General features: G+C 71.3%; 20 protein-coding genes and 1 pseudogene. 13 read left to right on the top strand and 8 right to left on the bottom strand.

The features are described from left to right. The 6 genes and pseudogenes from GFH49_RS37865 to GFH49_RS37840 all read right to left on the bottom strand — a co-directional run. Positions 1 to 272, bottom strand: a pseudogene (locus GFH49_RS37865) (RNA-guided endonuclease TnpB family protein); the annotation flags it as partial. 571 nt (positions 273 to 843) lie between these two features. Then, positions 844 to 1,275, bottom strand: a complete 432-nt coding sequence (locus tag GFH49_RS37860) for a hypothetical protein (RefSeq protein WP_196218273.1) — start codon at positions 1,273 to 1,275, stop codon at positions 844 to 846. Between the two features lie 74 nt (positions 1,276 to 1,349). Beyond that, positions 1,350 to 2,282, bottom strand: a complete 933-nt coding sequence (locus tag GFH49_RS37855) for an ABC transporter substrate-binding protein (RefSeq protein ID WP_155060578.1) — start codon at positions 2,280 to 2,282, stop codon at positions 1,350 to 1,352. Positions 2,283 to 2,373: 91 nt separating this feature from the next. After that, a complete protein-coding gene (locus tag GFH49_RS37850) occupies positions 2,374 to 3,036 on the bottom strand; it encodes an ABC transporter permease (protein WP_155060583.1) in 663 nt (220 codons plus the stop codon). Next, a complete protein-coding gene (locus GFH49_RS37845; RefSeq protein WP_155060577.1) occupies positions 3,036 to 3,677 on the bottom strand; it encodes an ABC transporter permease in 642 nt (213 codons plus the stop codon). Before GFH49_RS37845 ends, GFH49_RS37850 begins: the two co-directional genes overlap by 1 nt. Then, the gene (locus tag GFH49_RS37840; RefSeq protein WP_155060576.1) at positions 3,674 to 4,717 is read right to left on the bottom strand and encodes an ABC transporter ATP-binding protein; all 1,044 of its coding nucleotides are present in this window, start codon (positions 4,715 to 4,717) and stop codon (positions 3,674 to 3,676) included. Before GFH49_RS37840 ends, GFH49_RS37845 begins: the two co-directional genes overlap by 4 nt. A gap of 141 nt (positions 4,718 to 4,858) precedes the next feature. Between GFH49_RS37840 and GFH49_RS37835 the strand changes: the two genes are divergently transcribed. The 3 genes from GFH49_RS37835 to GFH49_RS37825 all read left to right on the top strand — a co-directional run bounded on the left by GFH49_RS37835 (position 4,859) and on the right by GFH49_RS37825 (position 7,934). After that, the gene (locus tag GFH49_RS37835; protein WP_155060575.1) at positions 4,859 to 6,367 is read left to right on the top strand and encodes an aromatic amino acid ammonia-lyase; all 1,509 of its coding nucleotides are present in this window, start codon (positions 4,859 to 4,861) and stop codon (positions 6,365 to 6,367) included. Then, positions 6,364 to 7,224 (top strand): MurR/RpiR family transcriptional regulator, encoded by an 861-nt coding sequence (locus GFH49_RS37830; protein WP_155060574.1) that lies wholly within the window; start codon positions 6,364 to 6,366, stop codon positions 7,222 to 7,224. Before GFH49_RS37835 ends, GFH49_RS37830 begins: the two co-directional genes overlap by 4 nt. 122 nt (positions 7,225 to 7,346) lie before the next feature. Continuing rightward, on the top strand, positions 7,347 to 7,934 hold the full coding sequence (locus GFH49_RS37825) for a hypothetical protein (protein WP_155060573.1): 588 nt from the start codon (positions 7,347 to 7,349) through the stop codon (positions 7,932 to 7,934). Between the two features lie 607 nt (positions 7,935 to 8,541). Here GFH49_RS37825 and GFH49_RS37820 read toward each other — a convergent pair. After that, on the bottom strand, positions 8,542 to 9,912 hold the full coding sequence (locus tag GFH49_RS37820) for a type III PLP-dependent enzyme domain-containing protein (RefSeq protein ID WP_155060572.1): 1,371 nt from the start codon (positions 9,910 to 9,912) through the stop codon (positions 8,542 to 8,544). A gap of 193 nt (positions 9,913 to 10,105) precedes the next feature. Here GFH49_RS37820 and hutU point away from each other — a divergent pair, with 193 nt between their 5' ends. The 4 genes from hutU to hutI all read left to right on the top strand — a co-directional run bounded on the left by hutU (position 10,106) and on the right by hutI (position 15,772). After that, positions 10,106 to 11,770: a urocanate hydratase gene (gene hutU, locus GFH49_RS37815; RefSeq protein WP_155060571.1), complete on the top strand. Its 1,665-nt coding sequence runs from the start codon at positions 10,106 to 10,108 to the stop codon at positions 11,768 to 11,770. Between the two features lie 233 nt (positions 11,771 to 12,003). Further along, positions 12,004 to 13,206, top strand: coding sequence for an allantoate amidohydrolase (locus GFH49_RS37810; RefSeq protein ID WP_155060570.1), 1,203 nt, complete (start codon positions 12,004 to 12,006; stop codon positions 13,204 to 13,206). Continuing rightward, on the top strand, positions 13,203 to 14,564 hold the full coding sequence (locus GFH49_RS37805; RefSeq protein WP_155060569.1) for a formimidoylglutamate deiminase: 1,362 nt from the start codon (positions 13,203 to 13,205) through the stop codon (positions 14,562 to 14,564). The genes GFH49_RS37810 and GFH49_RS37805 overlap by 4 nt, the downstream gene beginning before the upstream one ends. A gap of 32 nt (positions 14,565 to 14,596) precedes the next feature. After that, a complete protein-coding gene (gene hutI / locus GFH49_RS37800; RefSeq protein ID WP_155060568.1) occupies positions 14,597 to 15,772 on the top strand; it encodes an imidazolonepropionase in 1,176 nt (391 codons plus the stop codon). A 162-nt stretch (positions 15,773 to 15,934) separates the two neighbouring features. Here hutI and GFH49_RS37795 read toward each other — a convergent pair whose 3' ends face one another. Further along, complete coding sequence (locus tag GFH49_RS37795; protein ID WP_155060567.1) at positions 15,935 to 16,849, bottom strand: RNA polymerase sigma factor SigF; 915 nt, start codon at positions 16,847 to 16,849, stop codon at positions 15,935 to 15,937. Between the two features lie 252 nt (positions 16,850 to 17,101). On the opposite strand from GFH49_RS37795, the gene GFH49_RS37790 reads away from it, so the two are divergent. The 6 genes from GFH49_RS37790 to GFH49_RS37765 all read left to right on the top strand — a co-directional run bounded on the left by GFH49_RS37790 (position 17,102) and on the right by GFH49_RS37765 (position 22,605). Next, complete coding sequence (locus GFH49_RS37790) at positions 17,102 to 17,479, top strand: STAS domain-containing protein (RefSeq protein WP_155060566.1); 378 nt, start codon at positions 17,102 to 17,104, stop codon at positions 17,477 to 17,479. 230 nt (positions 17,480 to 17,709) lie between these two features. Continuing rightward, positions 17,710 to 18,216 carry an ATP-binding protein gene (locus GFH49_RS37785; RefSeq protein ID WP_155060565.1) on the top strand — a complete coding sequence of 169 codons (507 nt, stop codon included), beginning with the start codon at positions 17,710 to 17,712 and terminating at the stop codon, positions 18,214 to 18,216. Positions 18,217 to 18,395: 179 nt separating this feature from the next. After that, complete coding sequence (locus GFH49_RS37780) at positions 18,396 to 19,097, top strand: LPXTG cell wall anchor domain-containing protein (RefSeq protein ID WP_155060564.1); 702 nt, start codon at positions 18,396 to 18,398, stop codon at positions 19,095 to 19,097. A gap of 138 nt (positions 19,098 to 19,235) precedes the next feature. Beyond that, positions 19,236 to 20,090, top strand: a complete 855-nt coding sequence (locus GFH49_RS37775) for a COG1470 family protein (protein ID WP_155060582.1) — start codon at positions 19,236 to 19,238, stop codon at positions 20,088 to 20,090. Next, complete coding sequence (locus tag GFH49_RS37770; protein ID WP_155060563.1) at positions 20,087 to 21,208, top strand: hypothetical protein; 1,122 nt, start codon at positions 20,087 to 20,089, stop codon at positions 21,206 to 21,208. The genes GFH49_RS37775 and GFH49_RS37770 overlap by 4 nt, the downstream gene beginning before the upstream one ends. Positions 21,209 to 21,270: 62 nt before the next feature. Continuing rightward, complete coding sequence (locus GFH49_RS37765) at positions 21,271 to 22,605, top strand: hypothetical protein (RefSeq protein WP_196218271.1); 1,335 nt, start codon at positions 21,271 to 21,273, stop codon at positions 22,603 to 22,605. Positions 22,606 to 23,130: the final 525 nt, after the last annotated feature.

The raw sequence follows: 23,130 nt of genomic DNA, 5'->3' as shown, positions 1-23,130 counted from the left end.
TTCGTCGGCTTGCGGCGGGCCATCATGCGGTCGTACCGCGACAGCCTGGCCTGTGCCTTCTTCCCGCGCTGGGCGTGCGGGAGATCATGGGTGTCGGACGTGGTGGTCGCGATCTCACGCACCCCCCAGTCGACACCGATCACCCGGCCGGTCTGCGGCAGCGGCTGTACCCGGGCCGGGACCACGAACGAGCAGTAGAAGTGTCCCAGGGTGCCGGGCGCTCCGCGCCCGTGAACCGGATACGGCGCCGGTCTGCGCCGCCATGCCGCCATGCGGGGATGCGATTCGATTCGCCCTCGTCGTGAACGCCGGGACCTCCCCGCAAGAGGCAGGTGAACGGCCCGTGTCCAAGGCGAACTTGCGGTGATCAGCGGCCTTCGTGGACTTCGCGGAAGTGGTACGAGCGCGTCACGTCCGCGCAGCACCCGCTTAACACAGGTCCGGCACATTAGTGGATGTCGGCAGGGCGGGAGCGGCTCCCCGCCCCGGCCGACGCCGAACGTCCAAGGACCTCCGGAGCGGCTCCCGGACCTCCATGGACGCCATGGACGCGCAAGCCCGGCCCTGACCCGGCCCGCGTCCCTCGCGGGCGGGGACCGCCGTCGTCCCGCCCCCCCGGCAACGGGGGTGCGGCGGTCCCCGCGCGCAACGCCACGCCCTTTGCGGCTAAACCGCCGCCGCTCTCGCGGACCTGGCTGGTCGCCGTCGTGGTTCCTCAATTGATGATTGCGGTAGTCGTTGCTTTCCGGGCCTTCCGGGCTTTCCAAGTGTCGAGCGACTCAAGCCTCTCCGCCGTCTCCGAGCCGGCTCCGGCGTGTGCACCGGGCCCGGAGGCCCGCGCGCTCACTTCTCCCAGTCGCTGTCCTGGGAGGACTTGTGGCGTCGGCGGAACAGGCCGGGGTTGTTGCGGGCGGCCTGGACCACGTTCACGCCGACGATGCCGGCCCAGGCGACGAGCAGGCCCGGCAGATCCGCGACGCCGCCGCCGATCGCGGACAGCGGAACGGCGAGGATCAGCGAGACGATGCCGAAGCCCCAGCGTTCGCCGAAGGTGTCGGAGTCGTTGGCCTTCGGCGACCGTGAGTCGCGGGCCAGCACCATCTGCTGCTCGGCCAGCTGCCGGCGCACCCGGCGCTCCACCGCGCTGTCGATGCGCTGGTCGACCTTCTCCAGGAACGAGTCGACCAGCGCGGACTCGTACTCCTCGCCCAGTTCCCTGCGGGCCTGCAGGGTGGCGTTGAGTTCCTTCTTGATCTCGGCGTCCCGCGCGTCCATTCCTGTCATGCGCTCCACGGTAGGGAGCGGGGACGCGGGCCGCACTGGGGTTAGCCCCCGTGTTCGTGCTCGGGCTATGTGGTGAGGCCGTGCTGCTTGGCGTAGTCGTTCGCCACGTCCTCCGGGTCCTCCTTGTCCTTGTCGACCCGGCGGTTCAGCTCGGTGAGCTGGGCGGTGGTGAGGACGTTGCCGAGTTCGGCGAGGGCCTTGCGGACGGTGGAGTCGGCCTTGCGGTCGGCGATGAGGGGGACGACGTGCTGGCCGGGGATGAGGTTCTCGGGGTCGGTGAGCACCACCCAGTCGTTGGCCTGGATGTCGGTGTCGGTGGTGAAGAGGTTGGCCACGTCGACGTCGCCCTTCTTGAGGGCGCCCTTGACCAGCGGACCGGAGGAGTCGAGTGACTTGAACTCCTTGAACTCCACGCCGTACACCTCCTCCAGGCCCACGACGCCCACCTCCCGCTTCTTCACCTCGGGCGCCGCGCCGAGGACCAGCTTGCCGTTCTGCTTCTTCAGGTCGGCGAGGGAGGTCAGGCCGTACTTCTTCGCGGTCTCCCGGGTGACGACGAAGGCGTCGGAGTCCTCGGCCATGCCGTACGGCAGGATCTGCAGGCCGGCCGGGAGCGCGACGGCGAGGGCGTTCTGCATCTCGCCCTCCTCCGTCGCCGTCGACTTGGTGTCGAGGTAGTGCAGCAGGGCGCCCTGGTACTCGGGGAGGAGGTCGATGTCGCCGCCCCTGAGCGCGGGGATGAGGATCTCGCGGGTGCCGAGGTTGGGGCGGACGGTCGTCTCGACGCCGGCCGATTCCAGGACGGCCGCGTAGAGGTAGCCCAGCACCTGGTTCTCGGTGAAGTTGGCGGTGCCGATGGTGATGCCGCCCTCGCTGGAGCCGCCGCCACCGCCGGTGGTGCCTCCACCGTCGAGGGAGGTGATGCCGCTGGAACAGGCGGACAGGGCGGTGACGGAGCCTGCTGCGAACAGGCCGCCGAGGAGCGTACGACGATTCATTGCGGGCTTCGTGGCTTTCGGAGACTTCGTGGCTTTCGCGGGCTTCGTGGCTTTCGCAGGCTTCATGGCTTTCGTGGGCCTCATGCTTTCCCTAGGCGGTGCGGTGGCGGAAGAGGAAGCGCTGCAGGCCGGACAGCGCGAGGTCGAGGCCGATGGCGACCACGGCGACCAGCACCGCGCCGCCCATCACCTGCACGAGGTCGCGCTGGGCGAGGCCGTCGAAGACGTAGCGGCCCAGGCCGCCGAAGGAGACGTACGCGGCGATGGTGGCCGTGGCGACGACCTGGATCAGCGCCAGGCGCAGGCCGGTCATGATCAGGGGGAGGGCGAGGGGGAGTTCCACCTGGAAGAGGACCTGGTGGCCGCGCATGCCCTGGCCGCGCGCCGCGTCCTTCACATCCGGATCCACCGCCGTCATGCCCGCGTAGGTGTTGGTGACGATCGCCGGGACCGCGAGGGCGACCAGGGCGACGTACACCGGCGTCATGGACAGACCGCTGGCGAGGAAGACCAGCACGACCAGGCCGACGGTCGGCAGCGCGCGGCCGAAGGAGGCGAGGTTGATCGCGACGAACGCGCCCTTGCCGGTGTGGCCGATCAGCAGGCCGAGGGGGAGGCCGATCGCGGCAGCGATGAGGGTCGACAGGAGTGAGTACTGGAGGTGCTCGGCGAGGCGGTGGGCGATGCCGTCGGTGCCCTGCCACTGCTCGCCGCTGACCAGCCAGCTGCCGAGGTCCTTGAAGAGTTCGTACATCAGGCTCGCCGCCTCTTCCACGGGGTGAGGGCGTACTGGAGGGCGACCAGGAGCGCGTCCGCCACCACGGCGAGCAGCAGCGTGAGGACCACTCCCACGATCACCGGGGTCGGGAAGTTGCGCTGGAAGCCGTCCGTGAACAGCTGGCCGAGGCCGCCGTCGCCGATGTAGGTCGCGACGGAGACCAGGGAGATGGACATGACGGTCGCGATCCGTACGCCCGCCATGATCACGGGGAGGGCGAGGGGCAGTTCGACCGTGAGGAGCGTGCGCAACGGGCGCGTGCCCATCGCCTTCGCCGCCTCCTTCGTCTTCGCGGGGACGGAGTCGAGGCCCTCGACCGTGTTCCGCAGCAGCACGACCAGCGTGTAGACGGTCAGGCCGATGACGGTGGTCGTACGGGTCAGTCCGCTGACCGGGAGCAGCAGCACGAAGATCGCGATCGACGGGATCGTGAACAGGACATTGGAGAGGCCGAGCAGGATGCCGCGCAGGGGGCGGACGCGGTGGGCCACGACGGCGAGCGGGAGCGAGATCAGCAGGCCGAAGAAGACCGCGCTCAGGGCCGCTTGGAGATGGGAGACCGTGAGGGTGGTCAGGTCGTCGGTGTGGTCGGCTATCCACGACCAGTCGATGGTCATGCGGCCACTCGCGCTTCGGTGTGTGCGTTGCCCGCGTGCTCGTGGATGTCGTCGCGGGACGAGACGCCGGTGAGGACGCCGTCCGCGTCGACGCGGGCGATCAGGCCGGTGGGGGAGGCGACGGACTCGTTCAGCGCGGACAGCAGGGAGTCGGTGTCCTTGAGCGGTCGTACGGGGATCTGGGCGTCCGGCTCGGATTTCGACGCCCAGTGGACGGGCTTGCGTGCGTCGTCGAGCACGAGCGTCCAGGTGCCGCCCTCGGGGACGGGGGCCTGCGGCACGGCCGCGAGGCTGGTCAGCGAGAGCAGCTTCAGTCCGCGCTCGGCGCCGAGGAAGTCGGCCACGAAGTCGTCGGCGGGGCGGGCGAGCAGTTCGGTGGGGGTCGCGCACTGGACGAGGTGGCCGCCGGTGCGGAAGATCGCGATCTGGTCGCCGAGCCGGACGGCCTCGTCGATGTCGTGCGTGACGAAGACGATGGTTTTGCTCAACTCCTGTTGGAGTCTGAGGAGTTCGTCCTGGAGCTGGGTGCGCACGACCGGGTCGACCGCGCCGAACGGCTCGTCCATCAGCAGGACGGGCGGGTCGGCGGCGAGTGCGCGGGCCACCCCGACACGCTGCTGCTGGCCGCCGGAGAGCTGGTGCGGGTATCGCCTGCCGGTGTCGGCGGCGAGGCCGACGGTCTCCAGCAGTTCGGCCGCGCGGGAGCGCGCCTTGCGCCGGCCCCAGCCGAGCAGGAGCGGCACGGTGGCGACGTTGTCGAGCACCGTGCGGTGCGGGAAGAGCCCGGACTGCTGGATGACGTATCCGATGGAGCGGCGCAGTTCGGCCGCGTCCTGCTGGGTGATGTCCTTGCCGCCGACCTGGATGGTGCCAGAGGTCGGCTCGACCATTCGGTTGATCATCCGGAGGGTGGTTGTCTTTCCGCAACCGGAGGATCCGACCAGCACGGTGACGCCGCCTTCCGGCATCTCCAGGGAGAGGTCGTGGACTGCTGTCGTGCCGTTCGGGAAGCGCTTGTGGACCGCGTCGAACTGGATCATGATGTGTCCCTTGCCCGGCTGTATAACGTCATGCAGAGTTCTTGGTGTCTGAATAGGTTGTCAATGCTCCGGCGTTAATCCGAGGTAACGGATGACCGGCAGACGAGATTGGATGTCCGAGTTGAGGGGAGTGTGGGCCTTATGTCGTCTCGGATCGTGGACACGCAGGACTCTGTGCATACCGGCCTGGTCGTCCTCGACGGTGTGGGTCTCGGCGTGGCGGACGTCGTGCGCCTGGCCGAGGGAGCCGCTCGGCCGGTCCCCGGGACCGAGGCCATGAAACGCGCCGAGGAGTCCTGGGACGCCGCCCGCCAGATCGCCGCGACCGGACGCGTCTACGGCCGGTCCACCGGCGTCGGCGCCAACCGGAACGAGGACGTGCCCACCGAGGCCGCGGCCGGGCACGGCCTGCGCCTGCTGCGCAGCCACGCCGGCGCCATCGGTGAGGAGCTTCCGGCCCGGCAGGTGCGGGCCATGCTCGCCGTCCGCGCCAATCAGCTGCTGGCCGGCGGCTCGGGCCTCAGGCCCAGCGTCGTCACGGCCCTGTGCGAGGCGCTGGAGAGCGGTGCGTACCCGGTCGTGAACGAGTTCGGCTCGGTCGGCACCGGCGACCTCGCCGCCCTCGCGCAGGCCGGGCTCGCGCTGGCGGGCGAGCACCCCTGGCGCGGCTCGGGGGCGCCCGAACCGCAGCCGCTCGACAACAACGACGCCCTCGCGCTCATCAGCAGCAACGCCCTCACCCTCGGCCAGGCCGCCCTCGCCGTGCACGAACTGCGCGGGCTGATCGGCGCCACGCAGGTCGTCGGCGCGCTGTCACTGCTCGCCGTCGACGGCTCCTACGAGGCGTACGCCGCCCCCGTGCACGCCGCCCGCCCGCACCGGGGTTCCGCCGAAGTCGCCCGCCGGATGCGGGAGTTGCTCGGTGCGGCGGACCGGCCCACGCCTCCCCTCGGGCGGATCCAGGACCCGTACGGCTTCCGCTGCCTGCCCCAGATCCACGGGCCCGCGCATGACGCGGCGGACACCCTGGAGGAGGTGCTGGGCATCGAGATCAACGCCGCCGCCGAGAACCCGCTGATCTCCCCCGAGGACATGGCCGCCTACCACCACGGCGGCTTCTACCAGGCCCACCTCGCCCTCGCCCTGGACCACTTCAGGCTCGCGCTCACTCAGGTGGCGAGGCTGTCCACCTCCCGCCTGTCCACCCTCAACGAGCCCGCCTACACCCGCCTCAAGCCCTTCCTCGCCGACAACGAACCCGCCTCCTCCGGCGTGATGATCCTTGAGTACGCCGCCTCGGCCGCCCTCGGTGACCTGCGGGCCTTCTCCGCGCCCGCGTCGCTCGGGCACGCTGTACTCTCCCGGGGCGTCGAGGAGCAGGCCAGCTTCGCCTCGCTCGCCGCCCGGCAGACACTGCGGGCGTGCGGCGCGTACCGTCTCGTCGTCGGCTGTGAACTCGTCGCCGCCGTACGGGCGTTGCGCCTGCGTGACCTCAGGCCCGACCCCGGGCTGCCGGTGGGCAGGGCGCTGGAGCTGGCCGAGTCGGTGCTCGACGACGACCTGGCCGACCGGCCGCTCACGGACGACGTGACGGCCGCGACCGCACTGCTGGACCGGTTCACGGACATCTGGAGGGGCAGCGAGTCATGACCGCCGAGGGGAGTACGAGCGTGACCGACAGCCCGGCCGCACGGCTGCAGACGCTCTTCGAGGGGCACCGGCTGACGCCGACCCAGCGGCGCATCGCGCACAGCATGGTGCGGCGGGCCGCCGACGTGCCGTTCCTGTCCAGTGTGGAGCTGGCCGAGCTTGCCGGGGTCAGCCAGCCGTCGGTGACCCGGTTCGCGGTCGCCCTCGGCTTCGACGGCTACCCCGCGCTGCGCAAGCACCTGCGTGAGGTCGCGCCCGCCGAACAGTCGGCGGCCTCGGCGTCGTACAACGAGTACCAGCAGGCCGTCGAGGCCGAGATCGAGAACCTGCGGCATCTCGCGGAGCTGCTGGCCGATCCGCGGCCGGTCGCGAAGGCGGGCAGGCTGCTGGCGGCGTCCCGGCCGCTGCCGGTGCTCGGACTGCGGGCCGCGGCCTCCCAGGCGTACGGCTTCGCCTACTTCGCCGCCAAGGTCCATCCGGACGTCCGGCTGCTGAACGAGGGCGGCACGATGATCCACGACCGGATCGACGCGGCGGTCCGGGCCGGCGCCACCGCCCTGCTGTGCTTCGCCCTGCCTCGCCATCCCCGCGAGGTCGTGGACACGCTGGGCTACGCGAAGGACGCGGGGCTGACGGTGGTGACGGTCGCCGACTCCGCCTTCGCGCCGGTCGCCAAGGCCTCCGACCTGTTGCTCCCCGCCGCCGTCGGCACCGGCCTCGCCTTCGACACGGCCTGCGCGCCGATGCTGCTGGGCCGGGTGCTGCTGGAGGCGATGTGCGACGACCTGCCCGACGCCCAGGCCCGCCTGGAGGAGTTCGACGCGAAGGCGGCGGCGAAGGGCCTCTTCGTCGATTGACGTCGCCTGTGACGCGTCTGCGACGCGCCTCTTAGATTCGTCTCACTTTGTGCCGCTAACCTCCCGCTCCAACGAGCACTGTGCAACGAGCACTGTGTGCCGACGCGGCGAGGAGGCGGGAAGTGTCAGGCGGAGGTCAGGGGCTGGCTCGGGTGGCCGTCGTCGTACGGGCCGGAGCGGCGCCGATGTGGTGGCTCGGCGTGTTCGCGGCGGGCATCGGGATCCTGGTGCCGGGGCTGACGGGACGCCGGATCGGGGTGCTCGCCGGGTCCGCGCTGTTCATCCTCGCGGCGGTCGTGGTGGCGTACGCGCGGCGCAAGCGGTACGTCGCCCTCGCCGACTCGGCGGCCCGCGCGGGCAAGCACGACGTACTCCAGGCCCGGCACACGACCGTCTGGAACTGGCGGCGCGGGCACCGCTGGTGGCTGCTGCTCGCCTTCCTCGCCGCGGTCGGCAGCGCGTTCGCCGTGCCGGTCGCGGGCGGGCAGCTGCTGGCCGGATGCGGGGTCGGGCTGTGGCTGAAGGCGGAGTGGCTCGGACAGCGCGAGCATGCGGAGGACGCGCTGCTGTGGGTGCGGGCCGATTGGCTGACCGGCAACGGCGGACGCCCGGCCGGCAAGGCCGTGCAGGCCTACCGCAGCACCGGCATCGCAGCGGGCGACGCGGGGCCGGGCGGCACCCGCCGCCGCGCCGCCGCCGCGCTGGCCTGAGCCCCGCCTCGGCAGGGCCGGCCGCGACGTCCGGCTCGGCTGGTGGCGGCTGGGTGGGTGTGCGGGCTGGTTGGTGGCGGCTGGGTGGGTGTGCGGGCTGGTTGGTGGCGGCTGGGTGGGTGTGCGGGCTGGTTGGTGGCGGCTGGGTGGGTGTGCGGGCTGGTTGGTGGCGGCTGGGTGGGTGTGCGGGCTGGTTGGTGGCGGCTGGGTGGGTGTGCGGGCTGGTTGGTGACGGCTCGGTCGGAGTGCGGGCTTGGGTGCCGTGGGCTGACTTTGCGGTCACCGCGTCGTCCACCTGGAGCCGACCGCCGTGGGCCTGTCGTGGCGGTCGCCGTCTCTGTCTCCGTCGCCGACCGGCGTATGCGGAACGCCTGGGTGTGATGCGTATGCGGAATGCCGGGGTGTGATGCGTGTGCGGAATGCCGGGGTGTGATGCGTGTGCGGAATGCCGGGGTGTGATGCGTGTGCGGAATGCCGGGGTGTGATGTCCGTGGTCGGCCGGCGTGTGCGGACCCGGGGTGGGGGGTCCGGCGTCGTGCGGACGGCGTTCAACCGGTTCAGGGCGACCCGCTGCCGGGGGTGATGGATGGGGCGTCCGGAAGGTCGGTCAGGGGGTGCGAAGGGTGGTGAGGGCGGAGGCGTGCGCCCCTCCCGATTCGGCCACGATCTCGTCGAGGCTCTGCGGCTCCCGCACCGTCGCGAAGGCGACACCTCCCAAACCGTCCGGCGCGAAGCCGTAGATGCCGGGCCGGACAAGGGAGTTGTACGCGTAGTGGTGCGCGAAATAGTACGCGCCCGTGTCCAGCGCCGCCGCGTAGTCCCCCTGCTCCAGCAGAGGCAGCGCACGCCCCTCGGCGAGCAGGTCGCCCGCGAAGCACGCCGGGCCGGCCACGTCCTGCACCACCTCGGGCCCCTCCTTGGGCCGCCCCTTCCCGTCGTACACGGCGATCCTGAGCGGCCACGACCCCGGCACGTACACCGTCCGCGCCGCCACCTGCACGCCCGCGTGCGTGACCGCGACCGGCCGCCCGCCGGCGCTCTTGGCGTACTCGACCCGCGCCACCACCGTCCCGTGCTTGGCCAGCAGCGACCGCCCGAACTCGGTCACCAGCCCGTACCGCCCGTCGAACAGCCCCGGCACCTCCTCCCGCAGCGTCCGCGCGTACTGCGCGTACGTCGGCGTCGTCGCGTCCGACGCGAAGTTCACCGGCAGCCCGCCGCCGATGTCGATCGTGTCGATCTGCGGCCGCCCGATCCGCCGGTTGATCTCCTCGGCGAGCGCGAACGTCTCCGCGGTGCCCCGCGCCATCAGCGACAGCGGAATGCCCTGCGACCCGGTGTGCGCGTGCAGCCGCGTCAGCCACGGGCGCTCGGCATACGCCCGCACCACCCACTCCCGCGCCCCCTCGTCCCGCAGCGCCACCCCGAACTTCGAGGTCGCCGTGGCCGTGGACGTCGCCCCGATGGAGCCCCCGCCGACCTGTGGATTCACCCGGATTCCCAGGGGTGAGTCGCTGATCGCGGACCTCATCAGCGCGTCGATACGGTCCAGTTCCTGCGGATTGTCCGCGTTCACGGCGATCCCCAGTGCCAGCGCCTCGCGCAGCTCGGCCGGGGTCTTCGCGGGCGAGTCCAGCACCGTCCGGTCCGGCGACAGTCCCGCCGCCCGCGCCAGCGCCAGCTCACCCGGGCTCGCCACCTCCGCGCCGATCCCCTCGTCCCGCAGCAGCCGCAGCACCGGCACCAGCGGGGTCGCCTTCACCGCGAAGGCGTGCAGCACCGGCGTCCCCGGCGCCACGACCGCGTCGAACGCCGTCCGCAGCTCGGCCGCCGACTCCCGCATGCCGGTGACGTCGAGAAGCCCGACGATGGGGGTTTCGGGGCCGAGCAGTCCCTGCCCGACGGCCGCGCGGACGGCGTCGTCGCGGCGGCCGGTCCGATCGAGGCCGCTCTCGCGGTGGTCGGTGATGTTGTCCATGGCATCCCCCGTCGTGTCGTTGCGCCTACCGTCGCAGGCTTGCCGCCCGGCTCGTGTGTCCAGCCAAACACCGGTGACCTACCCGTGCCGCCGGGAGAATGTGTTGACTAGTTCTATTCAGGAAGACAGGATGTGAATAACGACAGTAATGATCCGCAGTACACCCCGCAGTACACCCGCTAGGAGGCAGACCATGTCAGGACCCCGCGCCGTACGAGCCCCGCGCGGTACGGAACTGAGTGCCCTGGGATGGCAGCAGGAAGCCGCCCTGCGGATGCTGCAGAACAACCTCGACCCCGAGGTCGCCGAGCACCCCGACAAGCTCGTCGTCTACGGCGGGACGGGGAAGGCGGCCCGTGACTGGCGCTCCTTCGACGCGATGGTGCGGACGCTGCGGACCCTGAAGCAGGACGAGACCATGCTCGTCCAGTCCGGCCGCCCCGTCGGCGTCATGCGGACCCATGAGTGGGCCCCGCGCGTTCTCATCGCCAACTCCAACCTCGTCGGCGACTGGGCGAACTGGGAGGAGTTCCGCCGCCTGGAGCAGCTCGGCCTGACCATGTACGGCCAGATGACCGCCGGTTCCTGGATCTACATCGGCACGCAGGGGATCCTCCAGGGCACCTACGAGACGTTCGCCGCCGTCGCCGCGAAGAAGTTCGGCGGGACGCTGGCGGGGACGATCACGCTGACCGCCGGCCTCGGCGGCATGGGCGGCGCCCAGCCGCTCGCCGTGACCATGAACGACGGTGTCGCCATCTGCGTCGACTGCGATCCACGGGCCATCGAGCGGCGCATCGAGCACCGGTACCTCGATGTGCGCGCCGACTCACTGGAGCACGCGCTCCAGCTCGCGGTCGAGGCCCGCGACGCCCGGCGCCCGCTCTCCATCGGCCTGCTGGGCAACGCGGCGGAGCTGCTGCCGCGCATGCTCGCCGAGGGCGCCCCCATCGACATCGTGACGGACCAGACGTCCGCCCACGACCCGCTGTCGTACCTGCCGCTCGGCGTCGACTTCGACGACATGGCGTCCTACGCCGCGAAGGACCCCGCCGGTTTCACGACCCGGGCGCGTGAGTCCATGGCCCGTCATGTCGAGGCCATGGTCGGCTTCATGGACGCCGGTGCGGAGGTCTTCGACTACGGCAACTCGATCCGGGGCGAGGCCCAACTCGCCGGGTACGAGCGGGCGTTCGCCTTCCCTGGCTTCGTCCCCGCGTACATCCGGCCCCTCTTCTGCGAGGGCAAGGGCCCCTTCCGCTGGGCCGCGCTGTCCGGTGAGGCGTCCGACATCGCCAGGACCGACAAGGCGATCCTCGGCCTCTTCCCCGAGAACGAGTCCCTTCACCGCTGGATCAGGATGGCCGGTGAGCGCGTCCACTTCCAGGGGCTGCCCGCGCGTATCTGCTGGCTCGGGTACGGCGAGCGGGACAAGGCCGGTGAGCGGTTCAACGACATGGTGGCGAGCGGTGAGCTGGCCGCGCCGCTGGCGATCGGGCGGGATCACCTCGACTGCGGGTCCGTCGCGTCTCCGTACCGGGAGACGGAGGCGATGCTGGACGGCTCCGACGCGATCGCCGACTGGCCGCTGCTGAACGCGATGGTGAACGTGGCTTCGGGGGCGTCCTGGGTGTCCATCCACCATGGGGGTGGGGTCGGTATGGGGCGGTCGATTCACGCGGGGCAGGTGACGGTCGCCGACGGTACGAAGCTGGCGGGCGAGAAGATCCGGCGGGTGCTGACGAACGACCCCGGCATGGGCGTCATCCGGCATGTGGACGCCGGGTACGACATCGCGGAGTCGGTTTCCGACGAACGGGGTGTCCGGGTACCTATGCGCGAAGGTGACGACGCGTGAACCAGCGTGAAGGCGGGCACGGCAACTCCTCGGTGAGGGCGGATGGCTCGTCGCCGACTGCGCGTCCGGCTGCACGTCCGGCTGTGCCCACCCTTCCCCACTCTCAACTTCGTTCCAGCGGGGGGACTCCCATCCCCCTGCGGAACGACTGCCCACAGCCTGGCGGGGCCTCCGCGCGGTCCGGGGCGGCTGATGACTCGCAGCTCGCGTCGGGTGGAGGCTCCTTTCAGGAGATGTGGCGGGGGTTGTTGCCCATCGGGAGGAATCCCGACTCCCGGGGGTACCGGCGCTTCGCCTGGACCGGTGCCGATGCTGAGTGTCGGGAGTGGTTCAAGGGGCAGGCCGAGAGCCGGGGGCTGGGCTATGAGCTCGACCGGAACGGCAATCAGTGGGCCTGGCTCGGTGATCCCGCGCAGGAGGACGCCGTCGTCACCGGGTCGCACCTTGATTCCGTGCCCGATGGCGGGGCTTTTGACGGGCCCCTGGGGGTTGTGTCCTCCTTCGCCGCGGTTGATGAACTGCGTCGGCGCGGCGTCCGGCTCACCAAGCCCCTCGCCATCGTCAACTTCGGCGATGAGGAGGGCGCGCGGTTCGGGCTCGCCTGTGTCGGGTCGCGGCTGGCCGCCGGGCAGCTCACCGTGGAGCAGGCGCACCGGCTGACGGACGGGGACGGGATCACGCTGCCGCAGGCCATGGAGGCCGCCGGGTACGACCCGGAGGCCATCGGGCCGGACCCCGAGCGGCTCGCCCGTATCGGCGCCTTCGTCGAACTGCATGTCGAGCAGGGGCGGGCGCTGGACCTCAGCGGCGATCGGGTCGGCATCGCCAGTGCCATCTGGCCGCACGGGCGGTGGCGGTTCGACTTCCGGGGTGAGGCCAACCACGCGGGGACCACGCGGCTGGCGGACCGGCGTGACCCCATGCTGTCGTACGCCGAGACGGTGCTCGCCGCCCGCCGGGAGGCCCGACTCGCCGGTGCCGTCGCCACCTTCGGCAAGATCGTGGTCGAGCCGAACGGGGTGAATGCGATTCCCTCGTTGGTGCGTGGCTGGCTCGACTCCCGTGCCGCCGATCAGGAGAGCCTGGACGCCGTGGTCGGCGGGGTCGAGAGGGCCGCGCGCGAGTACGCGGACGCGCACGGCATCGACCTCGACGTCGTACGGGAGTCCTTCACACCCGTCGTCGAGTTCGACCACGCCCTGCGCGACGAACTCGGCCGCATCCTCGGCAAGGACACCGGCTTGAAGGTGCCCGTGCTGGGTACCGGGGCCGGACACGACGCCGGGATCCTCTCCGGGACCATCCCGACCGCCATGCTGTTCGTGCGCAACCCCACGGGCGTCTCGCACTCCCCGGCCGAGTTCGCGGCCGAGGACGACTGCCTGGCCGGGGTGACCGCACTCGCCGACGTACTGGAAGGGCTGGCCCGCAGGTGACACCGAAGACCTACTGGCTGGAGCACGCCTGGCTCGGCACCCACGTCGAGCCGGGTGTCGCGCTCACGGTAGACATCAGCGGCTCCGCCGCGGGCGCCGACGGGCGGATCAGCGCCGTCCGCCAGGGCGTCGACAGCCCGCCCCCCGGCGCCGAGATCCTCCGCGGGCTCACCCTCCCGGGACTCGCCAACGCCCACAGCCACGCCTTTCACCGCGCCCTGCGCGGCACCGTCCAGGTCGGCTCCGGGACCTTCTGGACCTGGCGCGAGGTCATGTACGCCACGGCAGACCGGCTTGACCCGGACAGCTACCACGCGCTGGCCCGTGCCGTGTACGCCGAGATGGCTCTCGCCGGCATCACGTCCGTCGGCGAGTTCCACTACGTGCACCACGCACCCGGCGGCACCCCGTACGCCGACCCCAACGCCATGGGCGAAGCCCTCATCGCGGCCGCCGCCGACGCCGGTGTGCGCATCACCCTCCTCGACACCGCCTACCTTTCCTCCGGCTTCGGACAGCCGCCCGACCCCCACCAGCTCCGCTTCTCCGACGGCGGCGCGGACGCCTGGGCGGAACGCTGTTCAGTTCTCAAGGATCGGGATCACGCGCGGATCGGGGCGGCGATTCACTCCGTACGGGCCGTGCCCGCCGGCCAGTTGGCGACCGTGGCGCGGTGGGCGGAGGAGCGGCGGACCCCGCTCCATGTGCACCTGTCCGAACAGACCGCCGAGAACGACGCGTGCCGTCAAGCCCACGGGTGCACGCCCACCCGGCTCCTCGCCGAGCACGGTGTCCTCGGGCCGCGCACCACCGGCGTGCACAACACCCACCTCACCGACGACGACATCCGGCTGCTCGGCTCCAGCACCACCGGCACCTGCATGTGCCCGACCACCGAACGGGACCTGGCCGACGGCATCGGCCCCGCCGTCGCCCTGCAGAAAGCCGGCTCCCCGCTCTGTCTCGGCTCCGACAGCCATGCCGTCATCGACCTGCTCGAAGAGGCACGCGCGATGGAGCTGAACGAGCGGCTGCGCACCCGCACCCGCGGTCACTGGACGGCCGCCGCGCTGCTGCGCGCCGCGTCCGCCGACGGTCACGCCGCCCTCGGCTGGGGCGACGCGGGCACGATCGAGGCGGGCGCCCTCGCCGACCTCACGACGATCGCGCTGGACTCGGTCAGGACGGCGGGGCCACTGCCCAGGCTCGGCGCCGAGACGGCCGTATTCGCCGCGACGGCAGCGGACGTACGGCACACGATCGTCGGTGGGCGGCATGTCGTACGAGACGGGGAGCACACCCTCGTACCCGATGTGCCGCAAGCTCTCGCGCGGGCAGTCGATGCCCTGCGCGCCTGACGGCCGCCGATCCCAGCACCCACGAGGACGCCATGAGCAGCAGCACCGTCATCACCAACATCGCCACGCTGGTCACCAACGACCCCTCCTCCGGTGACAGTTCTCCCCTCGGGCTGATCCAGGACGCGGCCGTCGTCATCGAAGGCGACCACGTCGCGTGGACCGGTGAATCAAGCAAAGCACCCGCCACTGACAATCGGGTCGACGCCGGTGGCCGGGCCGTCCTCCCCGGCTTCGTCGACTCCCATTCCCACCTCGTCTTCGCGGGCGACCGGACCGCCGAGTTCAACGCCCGTATGTCCGGCCGGTCCTACAGCGCGGGCGGCATCCGTACGACCGTGGCCGCCACCCGTGCCGCAAGCGACGCGGAACTGGAGGCGAACCTCACCCGTTACCTCGACGAGGCCCTCCGCCAGGGCACCACCACCTTCGAGACCAAGTCGGGTTACGGCCTGACCGTCGAGGACGAATCCCGTGCCCTGCGCGTCGCCGCCGCGCACACGGACGAGGTCACCTTCCTCGGCGCCCACATCGTCCCGCCGGAACACGCCGACGACCCGGCCGCCTATGTCGCCCTGGTCACCGGCGAGATGCTCGACGCCTGTGCCCCGTATGCCCGTTGGATCGACGTCTTCTGCGAGAAGGGCGCCTTCGACGGCGACCAGGCCCGCACGGTCCTCACGGCGGGCAAGGCGAAGGGCCTGCACCCGCGCGTCCACGCCAACCAGCTCTCCTACGGCCCCGGCGTCCAGCTCGCGGTCGAACTCGACGCCGCCAGCGCCGACCACTGCACCCACCTCACGGACGCGGACGTCGACGCCCTCGCCGACAGCTCCACCGTCGCCACGCTCCTGCCCGGCGCCGAGTTCTCCACCCGCGCCGAGTGGCCGAACGCCCGCCGCCTCCTGGACGCGGGCGTCACCGTCGCCCTGTCCACCGACTGCAACCCGGGTTCGTCCTTCACGTCCTCCGTCCCGTTCTGTATCGCCCTCGCCGTACGGGACATGGGCATGACCCCCGACGAGGCGGTCTGGTCGGCCACGGCGGGCGGGGCGCGGGCTCTGCGCCGCGACGACATCGGCCGACTCACCCCGGGGGCCCGGGCCGACCTCGCCCTCCTCGACGCCCCGAGCCACGTCCATCTGGCCTACCGGCCGGGCGTACCCCTGGTCTCCGGCGTCTGGCGCGGCGGCGAGCGACTGGTCTGAGAACCGCTTGCCACCGCGCCCCAGGGCCCCAGGACAGGCAACGAAAAGCGGTCCGGCACACGCATGCCGGGACAACGAAAAGCGGCCCGGCACACGCATGCCGGGACAACGAAAAGCGGTCCGGCACACGCATGCCGGACCGCCCTTCAGGTCAGAAGGCCGTCACTCCTCGACCGTCAGCGCCTTCCGCAGCCGCACCAGCGTCCGCGACAGCAGCCGTGACACGTGCATCTGCGAGATGCCCAGCTCGTCGCCGATCTCCGACTGGGTCATGCCGGCGACGAAGCGCAGCGAGAGGATCTTCCGGTCCCGGGGCGGCAGTTCGGCGATCAGCGGCTTCAACGACTCGACGTACTCGATGCCTTCGAGTCCGTGGTCCTCGTAGCCGATGCGGTCCGCGAGCGCACCCTCGGCGTCGTCCTCCTCCGGCTGGGCGTCGAGCGAGCTGGCGGTGTAGGCGTTGGACGCCGCCATGCCCTCGACGACCTCGTCCTTCGACAGACCGAGCCGCTCCGCCAACTCCCCGACCGTCGGGGCGCGGTCGAGCTTCTGGGCCAGCTCGTCACCGGCCTTGGCCAGGTCGAGCCGGAGTTCCTGCAGTCGGCGCGGTACGCGCACGGACCACGAGGTGTCGCGGAAGAAGCGCTTGATCTCGCCGACGATGGTCGGCATCGCGAAGGTGGGGAACTCCACACCGCGGCTCAGCTCGAAGCGGTCGATCGCCTTGATCAGGCCGATGGTGCCGACCTGGATGATGTCCTCCATCGGCTCGCTGCGGGAGCGGAAGCGGGAGGCCGCGAACTTGACCAGCGCGAGGTTGAGTTCGACGAGCGTGTTGCGGACGTACGAATATTCGTGGGTCCCTTCCTCCAGCGTCTCCAGCCGCTCGAAGAGGGTCTTGGACAGGGCCCGTGCGTCCACCGGCCCCACCTCGTCGTACGGGGGAATGTCCGGGAGACCGGCGAGCAGGTCGGCCTGCGCCGGGGGTACGTCCGTGTCCGCGATGGGCTCCAGATGTTCCGGGGGGGATGTCGACGTCGCTGTATGGGTATGCGATGCGTCGAGCCGGGGTGACATGATGTCCTCCATCGTTCTCGGCATATGGCTGCCGAAGCCTGTGCGTGCACTGCGGTGTGCGGCGCCTCCAAAGCCGGCCGTGTTTGATTTCGTGTCCCTACTAGCCCTACCCGGTTTACCGAGCCTCCCGCAAGTGCGTTCTGTGGGTAAATGTCCGATTCTGGGCGGATGTTCGGGTGTCGGAGGGCGTAGGGAAGGCGTAGTGTTCGAGGGCGTCAGTCAGCAGCCACGACGTCGGGAGAGAGAGACGGCATGGACCGCGGCACGGTCGGCAGCGCACAGTCTGGCCGGCTTCTGGTGGAGGTCAGGGAAGAGGGCCTCAGTGCCGTCGTGACCCCGGCGGGTGAGCTGGATCACCACACCGTCGATCTGTTGCGTGAGCCACTCGAAGACTGTCTGGCCAAAGGATTCAGCAGGCTGGTCGTCGACTGCTCGCGCCTGGAGTTCTGCGACTCGACCGGCCTCAACGTGCTCCTCGGCGCCCGGCTCAAGGCGGAGGCCGCCGGAGGTGGCGTACATCTCGCCGGGATGCTGCCCGTGGTGGCGCGTGTGTTCGAAATCACGGGGGCCGAAGCGGTCTTCACCGTGCATGACTCGCTTGACGCGGCCCTGACCGACCGGACCGGCTGAATCGGCCGGTTCGAGCGCCCCGCCCGCCCCTTCGGGACCGGCGGTTGCCGGGCGGCACATCCTCCGCACCGCCGCTGTGGCTGAAGACGGAAGTGTTCCGCGGGTCCGGCAGGGCAGGAGAAACGCGTACTGCCCGTACAGCTGTACTGGCTGTACCAGCAGCACTGGCTGTACTGACCGTGAAGTGACTTTTGAATCGTGAACCGGTGAATCGGTGAGGTGAAGCGCTGATGAGCACCACCCGGCCCCACTCGCCGGGCGACCGCGGCCATGAGCCTGGCGGCGCTTCCGGGGCGCCCGAGGAGGGTGCGTCCGTACCGTCTGCCGGGCGCCAGTTCCGTCGGCTGAGCTTCGGCGGCGAGAGCGGGGTTGTTCCGCTGGCCCGCGACTTCACCCGGCAGGCGTTGTATGCGTGGGGCTGGATGCCGGCCGCTACCGCGGATCGGCGGGCCGCGGCTGAGGATGTGCTGCTCGTCGTGTCCGAGTTGGTCACCAACGCCTGTCTGCACGCCGAAGGGCCGGACGAGTTGTGGATCGCCTGTGACAACAAGGTGATCCGGATCGAGGTGTCGGACCGGGGGGCGGGGCAGCCTGCGCCGCGGACGCCGCATCGCGCCGGGCGGCCGGGTGGGCACGGGATGTTCATCGTGCAGCGGCTCTGCCTGGACTGGGGGGTTGTACGGACCCCCGGGGTGGCCGGGAAAACCGTTTGGGCAGAGTTGGGGGCGCCGGCCTGAGGGCCGGGCCGTACGGTTTCGGTTTGGAGCCGCATATCGGCCCAGCCCCGCGCCCCTGAAGGGGCACTTCGGCATCAGCACATTTCCAACACTCCCTTTGTCTTCCCTCCTCTCACAGCCGGGCGTACCTTGACGGCTCGATCTGATGTGCCGTCAGGAACTTGTGAGGGAGCGGAACCGTGTCGTACCGGAAACGAACCGCCGCGTTCGCGTCCGTCGCGGCCCTGGCCGGCTCGGCGGTGCTGATGACCGCCCCCGCAGCCCGGGCCGAGGTCGTGGACGTGAACTACCAGTGCGAGACGCCGATCGGGGACGTGAGTGCCGTCTCGCCGATCGACATCACGGGCGTCGAGAGCGGCAACGGCTACAAGATCACGATGTCGTGGCAGGAAGGGGTCTCCTCCAGCCCGGTCGAACTCGGCAGGGGCGCGATGAACCCGAGCGCCACCATCAAGCTGGGCGGTGCCGACAGCGGCACGATGAACGTCACCGGGCCCGCCAACCAGGAAGCCATCCCCGCCAACACCCCGATCAAAATCAACGACTTGACGGGCACGTACACCCCGAAGGAGACCGGCGAGGTCACCTTCACGGCGGACGTCCTCACCATCAAGGCGCTCGGTACGACGACGACCTGCACGCCGTCCAACAGCCCCGGGCCCTCCCTGACCCTCGACGTCACGGCCGCCGCGGGCGCCTCCGGCTCCACCCAGTCCGGCTCGGGCTCCGGCTCCGATGGAGGTTCCGGCTCCGGCGCCGAACTCCCGCAGACCGGCCCCGAGGACTCGGCCATCGCCCTGGGCACCCTGGGCGGCACGGTGCTGCTCACGGGGGCGGCGGGTGTGCTGTGGCTGACACGGAGGAATCAGACGGCGCGCTGACCGTCCGCCGTAACAGCGCTGGAGCCGCCCATGTCGTCCGCTGCCGTCCGTGTCCTGATCCTTGACGTCCCTGCCGTCCCTGCCGTCCCTGCCGTCCCTGCCGTCCCTGCCGTCCCTGCCGTCCCTGCCGTCCGCGCCGTGATCCGCGCCGTCCGTGTCCTGATCCTCGCCGTGCTGGTGCTGTCGGGTGCCGCCCCCGCCGCTTCCGCCGCCGAGGCGTGGTCCCTCGCGCCCTCCGGCGGTGGCCGGCCGTCCTTCTACGCCGAGGGTGCGCCCGGGGCGGTCCTGCAGGACACGGTGTCCGTGATCAACCGGAGCGGGGAGCCGGTCACCGTACGGCTGCGGGGGACCGGGGTCGCGATCGCTTTCGCCGACGGATCGGTGCGGGTGCCCGCCCGGACCCGCGCCGACGTTCCCTTCACGGTGCGCGTTCCGGCGGGGGCCGCGCCCGGCGATCTCGCGGGCTCGGTCGTCGCGGAGGACGGCGACGGGCGGTCCAGGGCGGTCGCGCTGCGGCTGCGGGCCGTCGGGCCCAGGCTCTCCGCACTGACCGTCGAGCACGTGTCGGTGAGCGCCGACGGCATCTCGTACGAGCTGGTCAACCGCGGTACGACCGTCCTCGTGCCGACGCTGGCCGTCCGCGCCGACGGCGTCTTCGGCCGCCGCGTCCTCGACCGGTCCCCGCGCGCCCTCCCCGTCGAACTGGCCCCCGGCCGCCGCATGAAACTCACCGAGCCCTGGGCCGACCGCCCCGCCCTCGACTCGGTGGACGTGCGCCTGACGGTGACGGCCCCGGGCGGGGCGCGGGACGTGGCGGGGGCGTCGGTGTGGTGTGTGCCGTGGGTTGCGGGAGCGGTGGCCGGGGGAGCGGGCGCCGTGACGGCGGGCGCCGCGCTGGCAGTCGTACGACGGCGGCGGCGCCGTACGGCCGAGGACGGCGACGCGCCCGGATCCCCGCGTACGGAAGTCGAGTTGACGGGAGCGGTGACGTGAGCGGCAAGGTGCGGTTTCCGGTGCTCGTGGCGGTGCTCGCGTTGCTGTGGGCGCCGCTGGTGGCACCCGCTGCCGCGGCGGAGAAGCCCGTGGTCGAGCTGTCCGAGTCGCAGGCGGGGACCGGCGGTTCGATCACCGTCACCGGGAGCGGCTGGCGGGAGCGGGCGCTGCTGATGATTCTGATCTGCGGACAGTCCACGCCGTCCCGGGGAGTGATCGGCGGGACCAACTCCTGTGCCAACGCGGACGGGAGGGCGGTGACGACGGACGGTGAGGGGCGGTTCGAGCGGAAGCTGCCGGTCGCCGAGCCGCCGGAGCCGTGCCCCTGCGTGGTGCATGTCGCCACCGTGACCGGGGCGAAGGCCGAGGCCGACGCGGTCTTCCGGGTCGCCGGGCACGCGGTGGAGCCGTTGCCCGCGGAGCCGGCCGGCGGGCGGCTGTCGGTGCTGACGGACACGCGGCTCGACGGGTCCAGCGGGCTGCTCACCTGGTTCGGGGCACCGCCCACCCGCACGCTCGCCTTCACCGTCGGCAACGTCGGCACCTCCACCGTCAAGAACCCGGTCTTCCAGGTCGGCACTTCGCACGGCGTGTTCGCCCCGGAGTGGCAGGAGCAGCAGTGGCGGGGCACCGTCGAGCCCGGCCGGAGGGCCCGTATCGAGCTGCCGGTCGAGCTGTCCGGCGGCGCGCACGGCGACTACACGGTGTCGTTGAAGTACGGCGGGAAGGTCCTCGCCGAGCAGCCCTGGGGCGTGGGGCGGCCCTGGGGCGTGACCCTGTTCTGGGTCCTGCTCTGCCTGGTCGTACCGGCGGCGGTGTTCCGCGTCGGGATGGCGGTGGTGGACCGGGTACGGCCGCGTCGCGGCACCGGCCGCGGGCGGCGCCGTATGCCCGAACTCACCTTTCGCCTGCCCCGCCTGCCCGGCCTGCCTCGCCCACCCCGCCCATCTCGCCTGCCGAAGTTGAGCCCTTCGGAAGACGTACCCTCCCCTGCCACCTCGACCACCCTGCCGTGGTTCACCCCGGACTCCGGTCCGGGCACGGCCGGTCCGCTCTCCGCACCGCACGACGACAGCCCGACGAGTCCTGCGACTCCCACCAGGAAGGGACAGACGTGAGCAAGCCGAGGAGAGTCACACCGGCCCGCGGCCGCAGAACGGGCGCGGCGGGCGTCGCCATGATGCTGTGCGGCGCGGGCATCCTGATCGGCGTCGCCGCGACGCCCGCGCAGGCCGCCGAGGTGTCCTACGCCACCGAGTGCATCCCGCCGTCGATCTCGGGCCTGCCGCCGATCCAGGGCACCACCACGGTGGAGATCACCGCGCCCGCCGAGGCCCAGGTAGGCGACGAGGTCGAGATCACCTGGAAGTTCGTCCAGGCCGCCTCCAAGAACCCCGACATCCTCGACCTGGCGGAGAACACCGTCCTGCCGACCGGGACCCTCAAGGCGGCCGGCGCCCAGACCGGGGACATCGCCATGGAGGGGCCGCGGACCAACCCGCCGATCCCCAGGAACAGCGACATGAAGCTGTCCGACATGAAGGGCACGCTGACGCTCACGACGGCGGGCGAGGTGACGCTGACGCCGGACGCGTACAACATCAACGTCAACCAGCCCATCTCCACCGACACCAAGTGCTCCCCCACGGAGGCGGTGCAGGAGGCCGCGACCATCAATGTGACGGAGGGGGGCGGGAGTTCGGGCGGTACGACGGGAGGGACGCCGACGGGACCGCCCACGGGATCCTCGTCGCCGTCGCCCAGCGCGAGCGAGACCGGCGGTGACACCGGCGGTGACACCGGGGGCGGCTCCGGCACGGGCGGTTCCGGGACCGGTGGTTCCAGCACCGGTGGCGGCGGTGGCGGCGGCGGTGGCGGCCAGACCGACTTCACCGGCGAGGAGGTCCAGGTCCCGTACGAGTGCAAGACGCCCATCGGCGACCGGAACGCGACCTCTCCCGTGCAGATCAACGCCAAGAAGAACGGCGGCAGTTTCGACCTCACGGTCCAGTTCAGGGGGTCTGTGATGGACAGCCCCGCCGCCATCCCGGCCGACTCGGTCAAACCGTCCATGGAGGTGGTCCTGGGCGGCGCCGACACCGGCACGGTCCACGTCGAGGGCCCGACCAACGCGGAGCCCATCGCCTCCGGCGACCCGATCGAGATCCCGGACCTCACCGGCACGTACAGGCCGGGCGCGAGCGGCGAGTCCACGCTGTCACCGGGCGTCCTGACGGTCGAGGCCCTGGGTACGACGACGACCTGCACGCCGGCCGAGTCACAGGTCTCCCTCACCCTGGACACCACGGAACAGGCGAGCGGCGCCTCGGGCGGCGGTTCCAGCTCCGGCGGAGGTTCGGCCTCCGGCGGCGGTTCCTCATCGACGAACGGCGGCCTGGCCGCCACCGGTTCCGACAACAACAGCACCCTGCGGGCCCTGGGCTTGCTGGCGGGGACCGCCGTACTGCTCGGCGGCGCGGTGTTCACGTTCATGCCGGGGAGGCGGCTGAGGTAGGGGACGAAGCGGCGTGTCGTCAGCCGTGCTGGTGATGTGACCGTGGGGCTGCCCGCTTCTTGGCCAGTGTCGTGCTTCCGCGATCCGAGTAAAGGGCGCTTCGCGTCGGCTGCGCCGAAAGCCCTGCGGTCCACCCTTGACTCGGCTCGCTCCAGCACGGGTCGGAAGCGAGCGAGCGACCCGGACAGGCAGGTGGCCCTGGTGAGGGCCGCTTGCGTCGGCTGGGTAGTAGGCCGGAGACGGGGCGCGGGGGGAGTGGGTGGGGGTGGAGCAGCGGGGTTGGAGCCCCCACTGCTCACAGCCGCCCCACCGGTCATGCCCCAGCAGGCAATTGGAAGAAGTGGGCCACGACCAGGCTGGGCAGGACAGCCCTGTCCCGTCGGCCGGTGGCCCACTTCCTCCAATTACTGCTCCCCGATCCGCTCCCGGCCCGGCACACCTGCCGCCCATCCCTGTGCGCAGCCGCCGCATGACCCGGACAGCATCACCAGCAGAGTCACGCGCCTCAGCGGACGGCGACGCGCA

The sequence above is a fragment of the Streptomyces blattellae genome (genome assembly GCF_009709555.1).
Classification (GTDB): Bacteria; Actinomycetota; Actinomycetes; order Streptomycetales; family Streptomycetaceae; genus Streptomyces; species Streptomyces blattellae.
Note: the sequence above shows the minus strand (reverse complement) of the source record. Positions and strands in the feature narration are given on the sequence as shown.

Coding starts and splice junctions, on each gene's coding strand:
- GFH49_RS37860 (WP_196218273.1), bottom strand. CDS start 1,275: ATGGACGCGCGGGACGCCGAGATCAAGAAGGAACTCAACGCCACCCTG.
- GFH49_RS37855 (WP_155060578.1), bottom strand. CDS start 2,282: ATGAATCGTCGTACGCTCCTCGGCGGCCTGTTCGCAGCAGGCTCCGTC.
- GFH49_RS37850 (WP_155060583.1), bottom strand. CDS start 3,036: ATGTACGAACTCTTCAAGGACCTCGGCAGCTGGCTGGTCAGCGGCGAG.
- GFH49_RS37845 (WP_155060577.1), bottom strand. CDS start 3,677: ATGACCATCGACTGGTCGTGGATAGCCGACCACACCGACGACCTGACC.
- GFH49_RS37840 (WP_155060576.1), bottom strand. CDS start 4,717: ATGATCCAGTTCGACGCGGTCCACAAGCGCTTCCCGAACGGCACGACA.
- GFH49_RS37835 (WP_155060575.1), top strand. CDS start 4,859: ATGTCGTCTCGGATCGTGGACACGCAGGACTCTGTGCATACCGGCCTG.
- GFH49_RS37830 (WP_155060574.1), top strand. CDS start 6,364: ATGACCGCCGAGGGGAGTACGAGCGTGACCGACAGCCCGGCCGCACGG.
- GFH49_RS37820 (WP_155060572.1), bottom strand. CDS start 9,912: ATGGACAACATCACCGACCACCGCGAGAGCGGCCTCGATCGGACCGGC.
- hutU (WP_155060571.1), top strand. CDS start 10,106: ATGTCAGGACCCCGCGCCGTACGAGCCCCGCGCGGTACGGAACTGAGT.
- GFH49_RS37810 (WP_155060570.1), top strand. CDS start 12,004: ATGTGGCGGGGGTTGTTGCCCATCGGGAGGAATCCCGACTCCCGGGGG.
- hutI (WP_155060568.1), top strand. CDS start 14,597: ATGAGCAGCAGCACCGTCATCACCAACATCGCCACGCTGGTCACCAAC.
- GFH49_RS37795 (WP_155060567.1), bottom strand. CDS start 16,849: ATGTCACCCCGGCTCGACGCATCGCATACCCATACAGCGACGTCGACA.
- GFH49_RS37790 (WP_155060566.1), top strand. CDS start 17,102: ATGGACCGCGGCACGGTCGGCAGCGCACAGTCTGGCCGGCTTCTGGTG.
- GFH49_RS37785 (WP_155060565.1), top strand. CDS start 17,710: ATGAGCACCACCCGGCCCCACTCGCCGGGCGACCGCGGCCATGAGCCT.
- GFH49_RS37765 (WP_196218271.1), top strand. CDS start 21,271: ATGCTGTGCGGCGCGGGCATCCTGATCGGCGTCGCCGCGACGCCCGCG.